General features: G+C 45.2%; 17 protein-coding genes, 1 tRNA gene, 1 other RNA gene and 1 other annotated feature. Of the genes, 6 read left to right on the top strand and 13 right to left on the bottom strand.

Annotated features, from left to right (window positions below; translation table 11 throughout):
- Nucleotides 1–230 precede the first annotated feature (230 nt).
- The 7 genes from G9F75_RS19510 to tadA all read right to left on the bottom strand — a co-directional run bounded on the left by G9F75_RS19510 (nt 231) and on the right by tadA (nt 4,413).
- The gene (locus tag G9F75_RS19510) at nt 231–494 is read right to left on the bottom strand and encodes a pro-sigmaK processing inhibitor BofA family protein (RefSeq protein WP_003150686.1); all 264 of its coding nucleotides are present in this window, start codon (nt 492–494) and stop codon (nt 231–233) included.
- Between the two features lie 60 nt (nt 495–554).
- Entirely contained in the window at nt 555–779 is a 225-nt protein-coding gene (locus G9F75_RS19505; RefSeq protein ID WP_007408755.1) for a YaaL family protein, read from the bottom strand.
- 18 nt (nt 780–797) lie between these two features.
- A complete protein-coding gene (gene recR / locus G9F75_RS19500) occupies nt 798–1,394 on the bottom strand; it encodes a recombination protein RecR (protein WP_003150697.1) in 597 nt (198 codons plus the stop codon).
- A 14-nt stretch (nt 1,395–1,408) separates the two neighbouring features.
- Nucleotides 1,409–1,732, bottom strand: coding sequence for a YbaB/EbfC family nucleoid-associated protein (locus G9F75_RS19495; protein WP_003150700.1), 324 nt, complete (start codon nt 1,730–1,732; stop codon nt 1,409–1,411).
- Nucleotides 1,733–1,756: 24 nt separating this feature from the next.
- Entirely contained in the window at nt 1,757–3,448 is a 1,692-nt protein-coding gene (dnaX, locus tag G9F75_RS19490) for a DNA polymerase III subunit gamma/tau (RefSeq protein WP_167409323.1), read from the bottom strand.
- Between the two features lie 133 nt (nt 3,449–3,581).
- Nucleotides 3,582–3,846, bottom strand: an RNA gene (gene ffs / locus G9F75_RS19485) — signal recognition particle sRNA large type.
- An 84-nt stretch (nt 3,847–3,930) separates the two neighbouring features.
- A complete protein-coding gene (gene tadA / locus G9F75_RS19480; RefSeq protein WP_007615141.1) occupies nt 3,931–4,413 on the bottom strand; it encodes a tRNA adenosine(34) deaminase TadA in 483 nt (160 codons plus the stop codon).
- An 82-nt stretch (nt 4,414–4,495) separates the two neighbouring features.
- On the opposite strand from tadA, the gene G9F75_RS19475 reads away from it, so the two are divergent.
- The 4 genes from G9F75_RS19475 to dck all read left to right on the top strand — a co-directional run bounded on the left by G9F75_RS19475 (nt 4,496) and on the right by dck (nt 7,771).
- A complete protein-coding gene (locus tag G9F75_RS19475; RefSeq protein WP_167409322.1) occupies nt 4,496–5,047 on the top strand; it encodes a cysteine hydrolase family protein in 552 nt (183 codons plus the stop codon).
- A 71-nt stretch (nt 5,048–5,118) separates the two neighbouring features.
- On the top strand, nt 5,119–6,402 hold the full coding sequence (locus G9F75_RS19470; protein WP_038461137.1) for a glycoside hydrolase family 18 protein: 1,284 nt from the start codon (nt 5,119–5,121) through the stop codon (nt 6,400–6,402).
- 95 nt (nt 6,403–6,497) lie between these two features.
- Nucleotides 6,498–7,121 carry a deoxynucleoside kinase gene (locus G9F75_RS19465; RefSeq protein ID WP_021494553.1) on the top strand — a complete coding sequence of 208 codons (624 nt, stop codon included), beginning with the start codon at nt 6,498–6,500 and terminating at the stop codon, nt 7,119–7,121.
- Nucleotides 7,118–7,771: a deoxyadenosine/deoxycytidine kinase gene (dck, locus tag G9F75_RS19460; RefSeq protein WP_029974845.1), complete on the top strand. Its 654-nt coding sequence runs from the start codon at nt 7,118–7,120 to the stop codon at nt 7,769–7,771. The genes G9F75_RS19465 and dck overlap by 4 nt, the downstream gene beginning before the upstream one ends.
- Before the next feature lie 131 nt (nt 7,772–7,902).
- Here dck and G9F75_RS19455 read toward each other — a convergent pair.
- Nucleotides 7,903–7,995 (bottom strand) — tRNA-Ser (locus tag G9F75_RS19455).
- Nucleotides 7,996–8,212: 217 nt separating this feature from the next.
- On the opposite strand from G9F75_RS19455, the gene G9F75_RS19450 reads away from it, so the two are divergent.
- Complete coding sequence (locus G9F75_RS19450) at nt 8,213–9,358, top strand: glycerate kinase (RefSeq protein ID WP_109566626.1); 1,146 nt, start codon at nt 8,213–8,215, stop codon at nt 9,356–9,358.
- A gap of 10 nt (nt 9,359–9,368) precedes the next feature.
- Here the strand turns inward: G9F75_RS19450 and serS are convergent, their stop codons facing one another.
- The 5 genes from serS to guaB form a co-directional block, all read right to left on the bottom strand.
- Nucleotides 9,369–10,646 (bottom strand): serine--tRNA ligase, encoded by a 1,278-nt coding sequence (serS, locus tag G9F75_RS19445; RefSeq protein WP_007408744.1) that lies wholly within the window; start codon nt 10,644–10,646, stop codon nt 9,369–9,371.
- 54 nt (nt 10,647–10,700) lie between these two features.
- Nucleotides 10,701–10,913: a binding site (T-box leader), on the bottom strand.
- 52 nt (nt 10,914–10,965) lie between these two features.
- Nucleotides 10,966–11,556, bottom strand: coding sequence for a pyridoxal 5'-phosphate synthase glutaminase subunit PdxT (gene pdxT / locus G9F75_RS19440; protein ID WP_007615126.1), 591 nt, complete (start codon nt 11,554–11,556; stop codon nt 10,966–10,968).
- Between the two features lie 21 nt (nt 11,557–11,577).
- A complete protein-coding gene (gene pdxS, locus G9F75_RS19435; protein ID WP_003150714.1) occupies nt 11,578–12,462 on the bottom strand; it encodes a pyridoxal 5'-phosphate synthase lyase subunit PdxS in 885 nt (294 codons plus the stop codon).
- Nucleotides 12,463–12,659: 197 nt separating this feature from the next.
- The gene (dacA, locus tag G9F75_RS19430; protein WP_011996156.1) at nt 12,660–13,991 is read right to left on the bottom strand and encodes a D-alanyl-D-alanine carboxypeptidase; all 1,332 of its coding nucleotides are present in this window, start codon (nt 13,989–13,991) and stop codon (nt 12,660–12,662) included.
- A 152-nt stretch (nt 13,992–14,143) separates the two neighbouring features.
- Complete coding sequence (guaB, locus tag G9F75_RS19425) at nt 14,144–15,610, bottom strand: IMP dehydrogenase (protein ID WP_003150717.1); 1,467 nt, start codon at nt 15,608–15,610, stop codon at nt 14,144–14,146.
- Between the two features lie 120 nt (nt 15,611–15,730).
- Here guaB and G9F75_RS19420 point away from each other — a divergent pair, with 120 nt between their 5' ends.
- On the top strand, nt 15,731–16,681 hold the full coding sequence (locus G9F75_RS19420) for a YaaC family protein (protein ID WP_167409321.1): 951 nt from the start codon (nt 15,731–15,733) through the stop codon (nt 16,679–16,681).
- Nucleotides 16,682–16,777: the final 96 nt, after the last annotated feature.

The following is a 16,777-nucleotide window of genomic DNA, read 5'->3' as shown; positions in this document are numbered from 1 at the left end:
GCACATCGCTGTGCGATTTATTTAAAACTTTGAATTAACAGGTACGTTTTGTCTTGTTTAGTTTTCAAAGAACTTTGCCCATCGCTCTTGAAGCGACTTAATTATTGTAACATATCAACTTCAATGCCGTCAATAACTTTTTAAAATTTCTTTTTAAGAATTCGTTTCGTCATCAGCGACGTATATTAGAATACCACCATTGATCCAACATGTCAACAATAATCGACAAATTAAATGATGAAGCGTTTAATGACTATCAAAGCCGCAATGCCGGGAATCCCCAGAATCCCGCTGATGCCCGTTGTAATCAGGTTAACAGGGATATGAATACCGAGACTGCCCCCGAACAAGTTCACACCCACCAACAGAATCGCGCCGGCAATAAATTTAATGGCAGTCACACCAATCCATCTTAGCGGTTTTGAAGATACTCCCCATAAAAAAAGCAAAGCAACCAGACCGACAATCAAACCGATAATGAAAAAAGGCTCCATGAATCTTCCCCCTCGCTTGTTTAGTACAAGCTTATGAGAAGATCCCGGAGAATAGACCTCTTACTTCCATCTGCTCATTTTCAAATTCCGCTGCTTCGCTTCTTTCAAATAAAAAAAGTACTTAGATTCAGCGACTTTCAGCTCAAACAACACCTCAGCGGAGGGCTCGAGGCTTTTCTCGACCAGACTCTTCTGTCTGTTCCATTCTTCTTTTTGTTTAAAGAGCTGTTCTATCAGCTTCTCATCAAACTCTTTTCTTAATGTATTTCTGCGAAGAAAACCCATGCCTTGCCTTTTCCTCCCTTACAATTCACGTCTTCCTTCAAGAGCTTTTGAAAGAGTGACCTCATCAGCATATTCCAAATCACCGCCGACGGGCAGACCGTGGGCAATACGGGAGAGCTTGATGCCTGAGGGCTTTAACAGCCTTGATATATACATCGCTGTTGCTTCCCCTTCAATATTAGGGTTGGTTGCGAGAATAACTTCTGTCACTTGATCATCCTGAAGACGTTTCAGCAGCTCCGGAATCTTAATATCCTCCGGGCCGATGCCGTCCATTGGTGAAATCGCGCCGTGAAGAACATGATACTGGCCGTTATATTCCTTCATTTTCTCCATTGCGATCACATCCTTAGGGTCTTGCACGACACAAATAACAGACTTATCCCTCCTTGTGTCCTCACATATATAACAAGGGTCCTGATCTGTTATATGTCCGCAAATTGAGCAATATGTCAGATTCCGCTTCGCATTGACAAGCGCCTTAGCAAAATCCAATACTGTGTCTTCTTTCATACCTAGAACAAAAAAAGCCAGACGAACCGCTGTTTTCGGTCCGATCCCTGGCAATTTCATAAAGCTGTCAATCAGCTTTGATATTGGTTCAGGATACTGCATGTTTATTTATCCCCCTAGAATAAACCCGGTATGTTCATTCCTTTTGTAAATTGTCCCATTGTCTCATTCGTCATGTCATCCACTTTTTTGAGGGCGTCGTTTGTCGCAGCAAGAACCAGGTCCTGAAGCATTTCGATATCTTCCGGATCAACGACTTCTTCTTTAATGGCAACGTCTACAACTTCTTTTTGGCCGTTGACTTTTACAGTCACCATACCGCCGCCCGCTGTGCCTTCAAGCACTTTTTCAGCAAGCTCCTCCTGAGCCTTCGCCATATCCTTTTGCATTTTTTGCATTTGTTTCATCATTTTTTGCATGTTTCCCATTCCGCCACGCATATTCAATCACTCTCTTTCATCTTATTAGTCTTTTATTTCGATTAAATCCGATCCGACAAGTTTTTTCGCCTCTGCAATCAGCGGATCTTCTTCAGCCGGTTCGTTTGATCCTTCACTTTCCTGCTGGTGATCATTTAAAAATTCTTCTCTTATTTTACCCCATTGTGCTTCCGGAACGCCAATCAAATCCATTCTTTTCCCGAGCATTGATTCGAGAATCTGTTCAAGATTCGTACGGACTCCGTTATTGTCTTCTGCAACCATTTTACAATGGATTTCGTATTTAAATTTAAGCACAAATGCCTTTTGAGCAGCAGCCACCGGTTCACTGTCATTCAAAAGAGCCGCATGAGACACCTTATTCTGCTGTTTCAGGTGTGCCAGCAGCTTGCCCCAGCTGCTTTTAAGCTGTTCAAGATCAGGCCTTGTGGCTTCCTTCAATATCTCATGAATTCTTCCGACCGGAGCTTTATAATGGCTTTTTCCGCCTTTTTGAGGACGCGGAGCTTCTTTCGGAGCGCTTTCCATCTGAACCTTCACACCGGAGGTTTTCAGCCTTTCTACTTCCTGCTCAAGCTGCTGGATCTTATTCATCAGCATGCCGACCTCAGGGATGTCTCCGGCGGATTGCTGTGCCGTCTGGCATATTTTCACGACAGCCACTTCAAAAAAGATTCTTGGGTGGTTCGTCCACTTCATTTCCTGATGGCTTTTATTCAGGATATCAATCATCTCATATAAAGCGGGGGCCGGTATGTCACCGCTCAGATTCCGAAACGTTTCATCGACCTTCACCTTTTCCAGGACTCCTTCTAAACCGGGAGCGGCCTGGTACAAGAGCATATCCCTGAAATAGAAAATCATATCTTCAATCAGTTTGGCCGCATCTTTCCCCTGCTGGAGCAATTCATTCAGTGTTTCCAATGCCTCGGAAACCTGTTTGCGGTGAAGAGCAGATGCCAGTTTTCCAATATAGTGCTGAGAAACGGCTCCGGTAATGAGCAATGCGTCATCCACCGACAGCTCCTCGCCGCTGAATGATACGGCTTGATCGAGCAGGCTCAGCGCGTCCCTCATTCCTCCGTCCGCAGCACTCGCTATGATATCAAGGGCTTCTTCTTCCACCTTCAGCTGCTCTGCATCGACGATTGTCTTCATTCGTCCGACAATTGCTTTGGATGTAATCCGTTTGAAGTCAAAACGCTGACATCTGGAGATAATGGTTAAAGGAATCTTATGAGGCTCAGTCGTAGCTAATATGAAAATGCAATGTGCCGGCGGTTCTTCCAGCGTTTTCAGAAGCGCATTGAATGCGCCGATAGAGAGCATATGCACCTCATCTATAATATATACTTTGTAGGTGACGGCCGACGGGGCGAATTTTACTTTGTCACGGATGTCGCGGATTTCGTCTACGCCGTTATTCGACGCCGCATCTATTTCAATCACATCTGATATAGAGCCGTTTGTGATCCCCTTGCACGCCGCACATTCATTGCACGGTTCTTCTACGGGGGCGTGCTCACAGTTGACTGCTTTCGCAAATATTTTAGCTGCACTGGTTTTTCCCGTTCCCCGCGGTCCAGAAAACAGATATGCATGAGAAAATTTCTTTTGCAAAAGGGCATTTTGCAGCGTTTTCGTAATGTGTTCCTGTCCGACCACATCTTCAAACTGCTGAGGCCTAAATACTCGATATAAAGCTTGGTAACCCACAGGATGCGCCCTCCTCTGTTATTCATCATGTTTATTATACATGAACGTGCTTTTAACGCCAAAACCCGTTTTTCATATACGAAAAAACTCACCTGCCATAAACAGGTGAGTCTGAAATTTGATGATTGATTTACCGTGCACCTTCTGTCGATTCGCTACCCTAAGCGTTACTTAAGCAGTTAGCTCAGCCCAGGCAACCCTGCGGCACATGAGAGGTTTCACTTAATGCTGCTTCCTTCCGGACCTGACATGGTTCATGAATTCCCATTGCGCAGGACCCAGACGTCAACGCCACTTACTTAAGGCAGACCTTACAGTAAACGAACCTCGAGAAGGGATTCGGCCCCGCTAGAGCGGATTGCGGGTACAGGGCACCGCTACCTCCCCGCTTAGCACGGCAAAATAAATATCAAATTTTGATATGCGCACCATTCATGATGCACACATAAGTATATCTGCTTCAGGCAGAAAATGCAACCGTACTACTCAGACAACTTTTTCCTCATGTCTTTCTTTTGCCGGCGCAGCTTTCTGAAAAAAGCGCTGAGCATTTCTCCGCACTCTTCTCCGAGCACTCCGCTCACCACTTCCGCTTGGTGGTTGAACCGCTCTTCCTGCAAGAGGTTCATCAGCGTTCCTGTACAGCCCCCCTTGGGATCAAATGCGCCGAATACGACCTTATCGACTCTCGAAAGCACGACGGCTCCCGCGCACATCGGACACGGCTCCAAAGTGACATAAAGAACGGCATCCTCAAGTCTCCATGTCCCCAGCTTACGGCACGCTTCGTCTATCGCCAGCATTTCGGCGTGGGCAAGCGACCTCTGTTCAGTCTCCCGCAGATTATGCGCCCGCGCCACGATCTCATCGTGCAGAACAAGAACTGCTCCGATCGGCACTTCACCTTTCGCTTCGGCTTTCTTCGCTTCTTTTATGGCTTCTCTCATATAATATTCATCATTCATAGGTTCGAGCTCTCTTCTCAAGTTTTTTCATGTCTCATAAAGGTTAAAATAGGAATACCCCAGCAGAAAGGAGTTGCCGGTATTGTCTGAACCTAACAACACAGCCCTTCTGATTGTCGATATGATTAACAATTTTCAATTTGATATGGGCGAACGACTTGCTGAAAAAACCAAACAAATTGTCCCCCGTATTTTATCATTAAAGAAGCATGCAAAACAAAGCAACTGGCCGATTATTTATATTAATGATCATTACGGGCTTTGGAAGGCTGATATTGATGCCATCAGGGAGGAATGCAGCAACGACAGAAGCGCCCCCATTATAAAAGATATTTCGCCTCAGCTGGATGATTATTTTCTCATTAAACCGAAGCATTCCGCTTTTTACGAAACGGCGCTTCACACCCTTCTGACCGAATTACAAGTGAACCGATTAATTATCACGGGGATTGCCGGGAACATTTGTGTGCTGTTCACGGCCAACGACGCCTATATGAGAGAATACAGCATTACCATTCCGAAAGACTGCACCGCTTCCAATAACGACGAAGACAATGATTTCGCTTTGACCATGATGGAGAATGTTCTCTTCGCAGAAATAACCACGGAAAAACAAATTACCGCCGAAAAATAAACATGATCAGCCTCCTTTTTTCATACATTTAATAGCGGATATGAAAGGAGGCGTTTTTCATTCAGATCTATATAGTGAAACGGGGCGACACGCTTTCCGCTATTGCGGCGCGCTACCGGACAGCCGCAAATGTCATTGCGGAAGCAAATAAACTGCCTAATCCAAATACATTGGTTGTCGGACAAACCCTTGTCATCCCGATTGAGGGTCAATATTACGAAGTGAAACAAGGTGATACTCTCGCGTCAATCGCCGGCCGTTTTCATATATCGGCCGCGGAGCTTGCGAAGGTGAACGGAATTCAGCCCGGCACCACATTGAGAGTCGGAACCCGCCTTTACATTCCGCAGCAGGCGAATAAGCCCGATATCGAATCAAACGCATATATAGAACCGCGGGGAACGAGCGTAAGCGCTAATCTGCAGCAGGCGGCAAGGGAGGCCTCTCCTTATTTAACATACCTCGGCGCATTCAGTTTTCAAGTGCAGCGGAACGGGACTTTAAAGGAACCGCCTCTGACCAATTTAAAAAGCATCAGTGACAGGCACAACACCACACTGATGATGATCATCACCAACCTTGAAAATGACGCATTCAGCGATGAACTCGGGCGGCTCATCTTGAATGACAATACAGTGAAAACAAAACTTTTTCAGGAAATCGTCTCCACGGCTAAAAAGCACGGCTTTCGCGATATTCACTTTGATTTCGAATATTTACGTCCACAGGACAGAGAAGCCTACAATCGTTTTTTACGTGAAGCGAGGACGATTTTTCATCGGGAAGGCTGGAAGATTTCAACGGCGCTTGCTCCGAAAACGAGCGCGACTCAGGCCGGCAAATGGTACGAAGCACATGACTATAGGGCACATGGAGAAATCGTCGATTTTGTCGTGATCATGACATATGAGTGGGGGTACAGCGGAGGCCCGGCTCAGGCCGTATCACCTATCGGCCCTGTAAGAAATGTCATTGAGTACGCGCTGACGGAAATGCCTTCTTCAAAAATCGTCATGGGCCAGAATATGTACGGCTACGATTGGACACTGCCTTTCAAACAGGGAACGACAGCGAAAGCCGTCAGTCCTCAGCAGGCAATCGCTCTGGCAGCACGCCATAAAGTCGACATTCAATATGACGAAACCGCCCAGGCTCCATTCTTTCGTTACACGGATGAAAATCAGAGACGGCATGAAGTATGGTTTGAAGATGCCCGGTCCATTCAAGCGAAATTCAATTTAATTAAAGAACTGCATTTAAGAGGGATCAGCTATTGGAAACTCGGCCTTTCTTTCCCGCAAAACTGGCTTTTGCTCAACGATCAATTTCATATTGTAAAAGAGACGTTTCGTTAATTGGAAGCGTCTTTTTTCATGGGCTTTTCTGAGAGTGTGATACAATATATAGGCCGGCAGCTGACGGATGTTTGCAGAATTAAGGAGGATTTTCAATGAACAGAGCCCCTTTTATCGCGGTAGAAGGTCCTATCGGGGCAGGAAAAACGACACTCGCTACGATGCTTTCTGAAGAGCTCGGTTTTCCTATGATTAATGAGATTGTGGAAGACAATCCTTATCTCGATAAGTTTTATGACAATATCGAGGAGTGGAGTTTCCAGCTTGAAATGTTTTTTCTATGTCACAGGTATAAACAGCTTGAAGACACCGATCGAGATTATTTAGAACAAGGACAGCCCGTTTTGTCCGATTATCATATTTATAAAAATGTTATTTTCGCAGAGCGTACATTGCACGGCCAAAAGCTTGAGAAATATAAGCAGATTTATCATCTGCTCACTCACGACCTGCCGAAACCGAATGTTATTGTATACATAAAGGCAAGCCTGCCGACATTGCTTCAACGCATTGAAAAACGCGGGCGCCCATTTGAGAAAAATATCGAACATCAATATCTGGAACGTCTCATTGCAGATTACGACACAGCCATCAGACAGCTTCAGGAAGAAGATCCGAATATATCTGTACTGACCATTGACGGTGATACTGAAGACTTTGTTTTGAATAAGACAGACTATGAAAGAATTGCCCGTCAGGTAAAGGAGCTTATTAAATGAAAGACATTCATATTCCAAACAACGCCATTATAACAGTAGCGGGAACAGTAGGAGTCGGAAAATCGACTTTGACCAAAGCTTTAGCAAAACGGCTCGGGTTTTCTACCTCACTCGAGGAAGTGGATGAAAATCCTTATTTAGAGAAGTTTTATCACGATTTTGAACGCTGGAGCTTCCATTTGCAAATTTATTTTCTGGCTGAGCGGTTCAAAGAGCAGAAAAATATGTTTGAATCAGGCGGCGGATTCGTGCAGGACCGTTCGATTTATGAAGATACAGGCATATTCGCAAAAATGCATGCCGATAAAGGAACCATGTCGCTGACAGATTACACAACATACACAAGCCTATTTGAGGCGATGGTCATGACGCCGTACTTCCCGCATCCTGATGTTTTGATCTATTTAGAAGGCGACCTTGAAAACATTATAAACCGGATTGAAAAGCGGGGCCGCGAGATGGAGCTGCAGACAAACCGCTCCTATTGGGAAGAGATGTATACACGGTACGAAGACTGGATCAGCGGTTTTAACGCCTGCCCTGTGCTGAAAGTACGCATTGAAGATTATGACCTTGAAGCTGATGAACAGTCACTGGAACCTTTGATCGAAAAAATCAGTCACGTGATCAACGAAAACAGAAACAAATAAAAATAGCAAAGCGATTTTCCCCCGAACAGAGAAAATCGCTTTTTTTGCATATAAAAAATCCGCTGCATCACATGCAGCGGACAAAACAATCTCCAATATATGCTCGAGTTTCATTAGGTTTAAAATCAATATGGCGGAGGAAGAGGGATTCGAACCCCCGCGGGCTTTGACACCCCTGTCGGTTTTCAAGACCGATCCCTTCAGCCAGACTTGGGTATTCCTCCGTATCGACATTTAATAATATACCACATGACCTAAATTTCAGTCAAGCGCTTTTTCATATTTTTTATTTCATTTCTTAAACGGCTTGTCCGTCAGCTTTACTATCATACAAAAGTCTTGCGTCCAATTCAACCTCAGTATGCCATACGGGCAGGAAAACACAGTAAAAATCAAGAATAGCTTCAAACAGATAACCTGCTCATAAAGGTGGAGAACATAATGAAAATCATCATTGCACCCGATTCTTTCAAAGAAAGCATGACATCAAAAGAAGCCGCTGACAGCATAGAAAAAGGATTCAAAGCGGTCTTCCCTGACGCGGAATATATCAAGATACCCGCGGCCGACGGCGGAGAAGGAACCGTTCAGGCTTTGACGGATGCCACTGGCGGAAGCATCATCAAAAAAACTGTGACCGGTCCGCTGGGAACGCCGGTAAACGCCGCATATGGACTTCTGGGAGACGGACGCACGGCAGTCATTGAAATGGCGGAAGCATCGGGACTTCATCTCGTTCCCCGCCATCTCAGAGATCCATTGCACACAACGACAAGAGGAACGGGTGAACTGATAGCAGATGCAGCTTCCCGCGGGGCGGGTGAGATCATCATCGGTCTTGGCGGGAGCGCAACCAATGACGGCGGAACAGGAATGGCGAGCGCGCTCGGTGTGCGTTTCTTAAATGAGGAAGGTCAGGAGATACCTGACGGCGGAGGCGCTCTGCACACCCTAGCTTCTATTGATATAAGCGGTCTCTCTCCTGATCTGATACATATCCGTTTTCGCGCCGCATGTGATGTCGAAAATCCTCTGACCGGTGAAAACGGCGCGTCATATGTCTTCGGCCCGCAAAAAGGGGCGTCCGAGAAGACTAAAGTTGTATTGGATCGCAATTTACGCCATTTCGCTGACGTATTGAGACGTCAGCACGATATTGAAGCGGATACCGTAAAAGGCGCGGGCGCCGCAGGAGGACTCGGCGCCGGACTGATCGCTTTCTTACAGGCAGAACTTCAAAGCGGGATTGATGTTGTATTAGATACACTGTCCTTCTCAGATCAGATAAGAGGCGCTGACCTTGTCATTACCGGAGAGGGGCAGATAGACGGACAAACGATATTCGGCAAAACCCCCGCCGGGATCGCCGCACGCGCATCTGCTCAAGAAATTCCCGTTATCGCATTGGCGGGCTCCTTAGGCAAAAATTTCGAGCATGTTTACAGCGCAGGAATAACAGCTGTATTTTCTATCGTGCCGGGTGCTGTAAGTCTTGAAGACGCCTTAGCATCCGGCCGTTTTAACCTTGAAAGCACAGCCCGGAATGCCGCCGCTCTATACCGGGCAGCAAAAAAGGCGCGCCTCTAGGGCGCACCTTTTACGGTTTGATGACTTCTTTATTTCCCATATAAGGACGAAGCACTTTCGGAATAATGACACTTCCGTCCTCTTGCTGATAGTTTTCTAAGATGGCAGCTACTGTTCTGCCGACTGCAAGACCTGAACCGTTTAATGTATGCACATGCTCCGGCTTGCCTTTCGCTTCGCGTCTGAATCGAATGTTTGCGCGTCTCGCCTGGAAGGCCTCAAAGTTACTGCAAGAAGAAATTTCACGGTATGTGTCTTGGCTTGGAATCCATACCTCAATATCGTACTTTTTCGCGGCTGTAAAGCCGAGATCACCGGTACACATGCTCATGACACGATACGGCAGTTCGAGCAGCTGAAGCACCCGCTCGGCTTGATTTGTCAGTTTTTCAAGCTCCTCATAAGAATCTTCAGGCTTCACGAATTTCACAAGCTCAACCTTGTTGAACTGATGCTGGCGGATCAAACCGCGTGTATCACGGCCGGCAGATCCCGCTTCTGAACGGAAGCAAGCGCTGAATGCGGCATAATTGATCGGCAGGTTCTCACCGGATAAGATTTCATCGCGGTGCATATTTGTAATCGGCACTTCCGCCGTCGGAATTAAGAAATAATCCTCTTCTCTGATTTTAAAAGCATCCTCTTCAAATTTAGGAAGCTGTCCCGTACCTGTCATGCTCGTACGGTTTACCATATAAGGAGGAATGACTTCCGTGTAATCATATTCATCAACGTGAAGATCCAGCATAAAGTTGTAGAGCGCGCGTTCGAGGCGGGCGCCTAATCCTTTATAAAACACAAACCGGCTGCCTGTTACTTTTGAAGCGCGTTCAAAATCAAGAATGTTTAAATGGTCTGCGATATCCCAATGCGGTTTCGGCTCATATGAAAATGCCGGCGCCTCTCCCCACTTGCGAATTTCAATGTTATCATCTTCCGTTTCCCCGACGGGCACTGAATCGTGCGGGATGTTCGGAATAGACAGAAGGATGGTTTCGAGCGTCGTTTCGACAGTACGAAGCTCTTCATCAAGCTTCTTAATTTCTTCGCCCACTTCACGCATCTCTTTAATAATATGATCAGCGTCTTTTTTCTCCCGTTTCAAAACGGCGACCTGCTGAGACACTTCATTGCGTTTTCCCTTCAGTTCTTCTACTTTACCGATAAGCTCTCTTCTCTTTTCGTCCAGCTCTTCAAACTTATCAAAGTCAGATAAGTCTTCGCCTTTTGGAATGAGCTTCGCTTTTACCTCTTGAAAATTGGCTCTCAGCACCTTCGTATCAATCATGCCTAACAACTCCTATCTGTTTTTATCGAAAATAAAAAAGAGCCCTCATCCCCTAAAAGGGACGAGAGCTCTCGCGTTGCCACCCTGATTGAAAACAAGCTCACACTTGCTTCCCGCTTTAACACATAACGGTTTTCCCGTAAATGCCTACTTGTTTTCAGCATTTCGCTCAAGGACGGATTCGGACAGCATCTTTCACCGATTCGCACCACCCATCGGCTCTCTTTGAAAGAGAGGCTCCCTACTGCTTCCTGTCAACGCTTTTCGATCTTTATTTGTGTTTATAATGTACTATAAGTATCAGCGGTTTTCAACTGTTTTATACAGCTGTTTCCTGCTTATGCTTTTCCGCCATCTTCACAAACAGCTCTGTCACCCGGTGATCATCCGTCAGTTCAGGATGGAACGAACAGCCGAGGAAATTCCCCTGCTTTGCAGCCACGATGCGTCCGTTATGTTCACAAAGCACTTCAACATCTTCTCCGGCTTCTAAAATATGCGGCGCGCGAATAAATACACCCGTAAACGGCTCATCAAGGCCTTTAATCGTCAGATCAGCTTCAAAGCTGTCGACCTGACGGCCAAAGGAATTACGCTCGACGACAACGTTCAACAGCCCTAAATGAGCGTTATCCGTTCCCGCTATCTCTTTGGCTAAGATAATCAGACCGGCGCATGTGCCGAACATCGGCTTGCCTTGGGCGGCAAACTCGCGAAGCGGCTCCATAAAATGATACGTATCCATTAAACGCCGCATCGTCGTGCTTTCCCCGCCCGGCAGGATTAAGCCGTCGATGTCATTCAGCTGTTCAGGACGCTTAATGACGACACCTTTTGAACCACATGCTTCAATTGAACGAATATGTTCTCTTACTGCTCCTTGAAGTCCAAGTACACCAATTGTTAACATGCTTCCAGCTCTCCTATGGTTTTACCAGCCGCGTTCTTGCATACGCTGTTCCGGCAATAGATTTGAGATTTCGATTCCTTTCATTGCTGTGCCTAATTCTTTAGAAAGCTCAGCGATCAGTTTGTAGTCTGTGTAATGAGTCGTTGCTTCAACAATTGCTTTGGCGAATTTAGCAGGGTTGTCTGATTTGAAAATACCTGAACCGACAAATACGCCGTCAGCGCCAAGCTGCATCATCAATGCCGCGTCAGCAGGCGTCGCTACTCCGCCGGCAGCAAAGTTCACTACAGGCAGTTTGCCGTCACGCTTGATTTGAAGAAGCAGTTCATAAGGAGCGCCGAGGTTCTTAGCTTCAGTCATCAGCTCATCATCGCTCATCGCAACAACTTTGCGCACTTGCGCGTTTACTTTTCTCATATGGCGGACAGCTTCCACAATGTTTCCTGTTCCCGGTTCGCCTTTTGTACGAAGCATGGAAGCTCCTTCGGCGATACGGCGCGTTGCTTCGCCGAGATCACGGCAGCCGCATACGAACGGGACTGTATATTCATTTTTATTTAAATGAAATTCTTCGTCAGCCGGAGTCAGAACTTCACTTTCATCGATGTAATCTACTCCCATTGCTTCAAGGACACGCGCTTCAACGATATGTCCGATACGCGCTTTTGCCATTACGGGAATGGATACAGCATTCATTACTTCTTCAACGATTGTCGGATCAGCCATGCGGGCAACACCGCCGGCAGCGCGAATATCAGCCGGAACGCGTTCTAACGCCATTACGGCAACAGCTCCCGCCTCTTCCGCAATCTTCGCTTGTTCAGCATTTACAACGTCCATGATGACGCCGCCTTTTTGCATTTCCGCCATGCCGCGTTTTACACGATCAGTACCTGTTTGAGCCATTATTTGGTCCCCCTAGTCAATGTATAGTTAGATAATTTCCATCTCTTATTGTATCCCAGAAATACAATATTTCATATGGGTATTCTTATTTTACAGCGAGATGAATAAGATAGATATCATTTTTTTACTAATAATTTGGTTTTTTCAGTATATTAAGCAAAAGAGCCCTAACTTTCATCAGAGCTCTTTCTTATTTCTTAAAACCAGCCTGTTACCGTGTCAACGGCGCTGTTCCAGATTCCGGAGAAGAAGCCGCCGATGCCGCGCATCATCTGAACAAACCAGTTTGCTTTATCTACATCATTTTTCGTTACTAGATTCACGCTGAACTCTTTGGATTTGAGGAAGCCATAGTCTTTGTCACTGCCTTTGTATGTAACTGTCAGCGTTCCGACTTTCGTTCCCTTTTTCACAGGAGCCGTGATTTCTTTTTTATCTAAAGTCACTTCGGCTTTATAGTTCTTTTCATCCCCGCTTTTCACAGGAATAGAAAGCGCCTTGTCAGTAACAATATCGACTTGCTTGTCTTTCCCTTTTTCAACGTCAATCGTTTTGTGCCCTTTTACTTGAGAGCCTTCAGGGTAAAGATCTTTCATTGAGAAATTGCTGTTAAATGCGTAATCGAGCATTTTTTTCGTTTCATCAAAACGTCCGGTATGCAGGTTGCCTTTAGCGTTTAATACAACGGTGATGACCCGCATTCCGTTCCGCTGTGCTGTGCTTGTAAAACAAGATCCCGCAGAATCAGTAGAACCCGTTTTTAAGCCGTCAACGCCAGGGTATTCAGAAACAAGACCTTTTAACATGAAGTTCCAGTTCGGCATGTCCATTTCATCATCAGTGCCGGCTCTGAATTTCGTCTTAGCAATGCTTGTTGTTTTGAGAACTTCCGGATAATCAGTGATCAGGCGGTCTGCAAGAAGCGCCATGTCTTTAGCAGAAACTTCACTTTCTTCTTTAACGCCTTCTCCTTGCGGCTGCTTGCCGTGAAGGTCTTCATTCACAAGCCCTGTGGCATTTTTAAAATCATAGTTTGTCATACCTAATTCTTTGGCTTTCGCATTCATTTCAGCGACAAATTTCGTTTCAGTTCCGGCAAGAATTTCGGCAACTGCAATCGCGGCTCCGTTGGCAGAGTAAATCGCCATAGCCTGATACAGTTCTTTAACCGTGTATTTGCCGTCTTTTCGAAGGGGGACGTTTGATAAACTGTTGTCTTGAGAAATTTCATAGACATAATCATCAGGAGTATACGTTTGATCCCATTTCACTTTTCCTTCTTTAATGGCTTCCAGAAGCAGATATTCAGTCATCATTTTTGTCATGCTGGCAATCGGCAGTCTTTTGTCTGCATTTTTACTGTATAAAATTTTTCCCGATGAAGCCTCAATCATTATCGCAGCTGATGCGTTGACATCAATCGGGTCATTGCCGGCTGCCTCCGCTTTAGACATCGGAACAAAGCAAGTTGCGGCCAGTGCCAGTACCACTAATGACACCAACAGCTGTTTCCATTTCGTGATGTTCAATCTTACGACCTCCGTCATTCATTTTAAATCTATAATTAAGCCGTTAAGGACATATTCAAATTCAAAACACAACAGTATAAATTTTATCACACTCGATATAAAAAAAATAGACAGAGTCAGCGACCCTGTCAAATGTTTTTTATTTGTAACAATTATGAGATTGTGTAGTTTGGTGATTCTTTCGTAATTTGGACATCATGCGGATGACTTTCGCGAAGACCGGCACCTGTCATACGGATGAATTGAGCCTCTTCTCTTAAAGCACGCAAGTCTTTTGAACCGCAATATCCCATACCTGAACGAAGACCGCCGACAAGCTGATACACTGTTTCTTCTACAGGACCTTTGTACGGAGTCCGTCCTTCGATACCTTCAGGGACGAATTTCTTATTTTCTTCTTGGAAATATCGGTCTTTACTGCCTTTTTCCATGGCAGCGACAGATCCCATACCGCGATACACTTTAAATCTTCTGCCCTGATAGATTTCAGTCTCTCCCGGGCTTTCTGAAGTACCGGCAAGCAGGCTTCCGAGCATTACGGCATGTCCGCCTGAAGCCAACGCTTTCGTAATATCTCCTGAGAATTTAATACCGCCGTCTGCGATAATTGTCGCGCCGTGTTTTCTCGCTTCAGTGGCACAATCATAAATGGCAGTGATCTGCGGTACGCCTACACCTGCAACGACGCGTGTCGTACAGATAGAACCAGGTCCGATTCCCACTTTGACAATATTTGCTCCGGCTTCAATCAGAGCTTTTGTCGCTTCAGCCGTTGCAACATTTCCCGCGATAATGTTCAGTTCAGGATATGTTTCACGGATTTTCGCAACTGTGTTCAGTACGCCTCTGGAATGTCCGTGAGCCGTATCAACCACGATAACGTCGACATTCGCTTCAACAAGCTTGCTGACGCGTGTCATTGTATCGCCTGTCACGCCTACCGCAGCGCCGACAATAAGGCGTCCGTGTTCATCTTTAGATGAATTCGGGAATTCGATAACCTTTTCAATATCTTTGATCGTGATAAGACCTTTTAATTTGTTTTGGTCATCCACTAACGGAAGTTTTTCAATTTTATGTTTCTGTAAGATTTTTTCTGCTTCGTCTAATGTGGTTCCCACAGGAGCCGTAACCAGCTCTTCTTTTGTCATGACATCACTGATTTTCATTGAATAATCAGAGATAAAGCGAAGATCACGGTTTGTAATGATACCGACAAGCTTTTGATCGTCTTTATTATCTACGATCGGAACACCGGAAATTCTGTATTTCCCCATCAAATGCTCCGCATCGAATACTTGATGATCTGGTGTTAAAAAGAAGGGATTTGTAATAACGCCCCGTTCAGAACGTTTGACTTTGTCAACATGTTCAGCCTGCTGTTCGATGGACATGTTTTTATGGATAATGCCCAAGCCGCCCTGTCTGGCCATCGCAATCGCCATAGCTGATTCTGTTACTGTATCCATTCCCGCACTGATGACAGGAATATTAAGCTTTAACGTCTTTGTCAGTTCAACAGATAAATCCACATCACGCGGAAGTACGTCTGATTGAGCCGGTACGAGCAGTACATCATCGAACGTTAAGCCTTCTTTTGAAAATTTACTTTCCCACATTAGTAAATCCCCCTCTTTTCGGCAAAATATTATATGTAGATTATCAACTAGAAAACAGCATGTCAAGGAAGCGAAAAAGAGTTGAAATATTTAGATAAAGGAAAGGGTTTAAAAATACGTATGAGAGATCATGAGTGGAAAGAGTTATCATTATTTTATTCCGTAGAATCTTCCCAGAAATTTCTAAATAAAGTCTATACAGTAAGCGGCATGGAAGAAGCAAAACGATATGCGTTTAAGAACAGTGAGCGCTTCATATTCTTTATCAAACACGCCGAGTCCTTTTATAAGCAGGCATCTCTTTCCCCTTTAGAAATTAAGCCTATTCTGTTGTTTTACGGGATGTCACAATTGCTGAAAGCCTGTCTTCTGACCACAGATCCAAGCTACCCAAGCCATGCCTCAGTACTCGCGCATGGCGTGACTGCCCGGAAACGCAAAAAGCAAAATTACTCCTTTAGGGATGATGAAGTGAAGGTGCAGCGCAATGGCTTATGTATTCATGTAATGAAGCACTTATTCGGAATAGCTGGTCTTGAGGAGGAACGGTATACGATGAAGAAATTGCTGACAGCCATTCCTGAATTGCATACTGTCTTTTACTTCCAAGAGAAAAAGAATTGGCTGACCCGAGTAGAGCTGAAAGATGACCTTATTTCAGTGCCTGAGCATGCGGTGATTCATTACAATATGTCTGATTCCCGCTTTGCTGAATATATCAGCCATCATTTGAAGTGGTCTTTTCTGAGGAAAGACCATAACCACTTGGTTTTTGAGGCTGACCCGATAGACAGAGAACCTTGGTCTTCACCAAATTTATTGTTTCACTTGGAGAAAAACCAATATTACATTCCCTCTCAGCGTGATCACTTCCTGCATCTTCCGGAAATGATTATTCATTATTTGGTTCTCTACAATATCGGGATGATTGCGAGATATGAAACGGAGTGGTGGTATGAACTGCTGACACAGCATGTCAGTGATGATTATGTAATGATCCGCCGGTTCTTAGAGGTCACGGAACGCAAATTTCCGTATTACGTTTCTAATTTCCTGAAGCAATACTTATAAACAAAAAAGGCAGCTCATAATGAGCTGCCTTTACCGTAATGATAGCTTGGCGGCGTCCTACTCTCACAGGGGGAAACCCCCGACTACCATCGGCGC

It is taken from the genome of Bacillus sp. EKM208B (assembly GCF_011800725.1).
Taxonomy (GTDB): domain Bacteria; phylum Bacillota; class Bacilli; order Bacillales; family Bacillaceae; genus Bacillus; species Bacillus velezensis.
The sequence above is the reverse complement of the archived record's forward strand: the minus strand, read 5'-3'. Positions and strand labels throughout refer to the sequence as shown.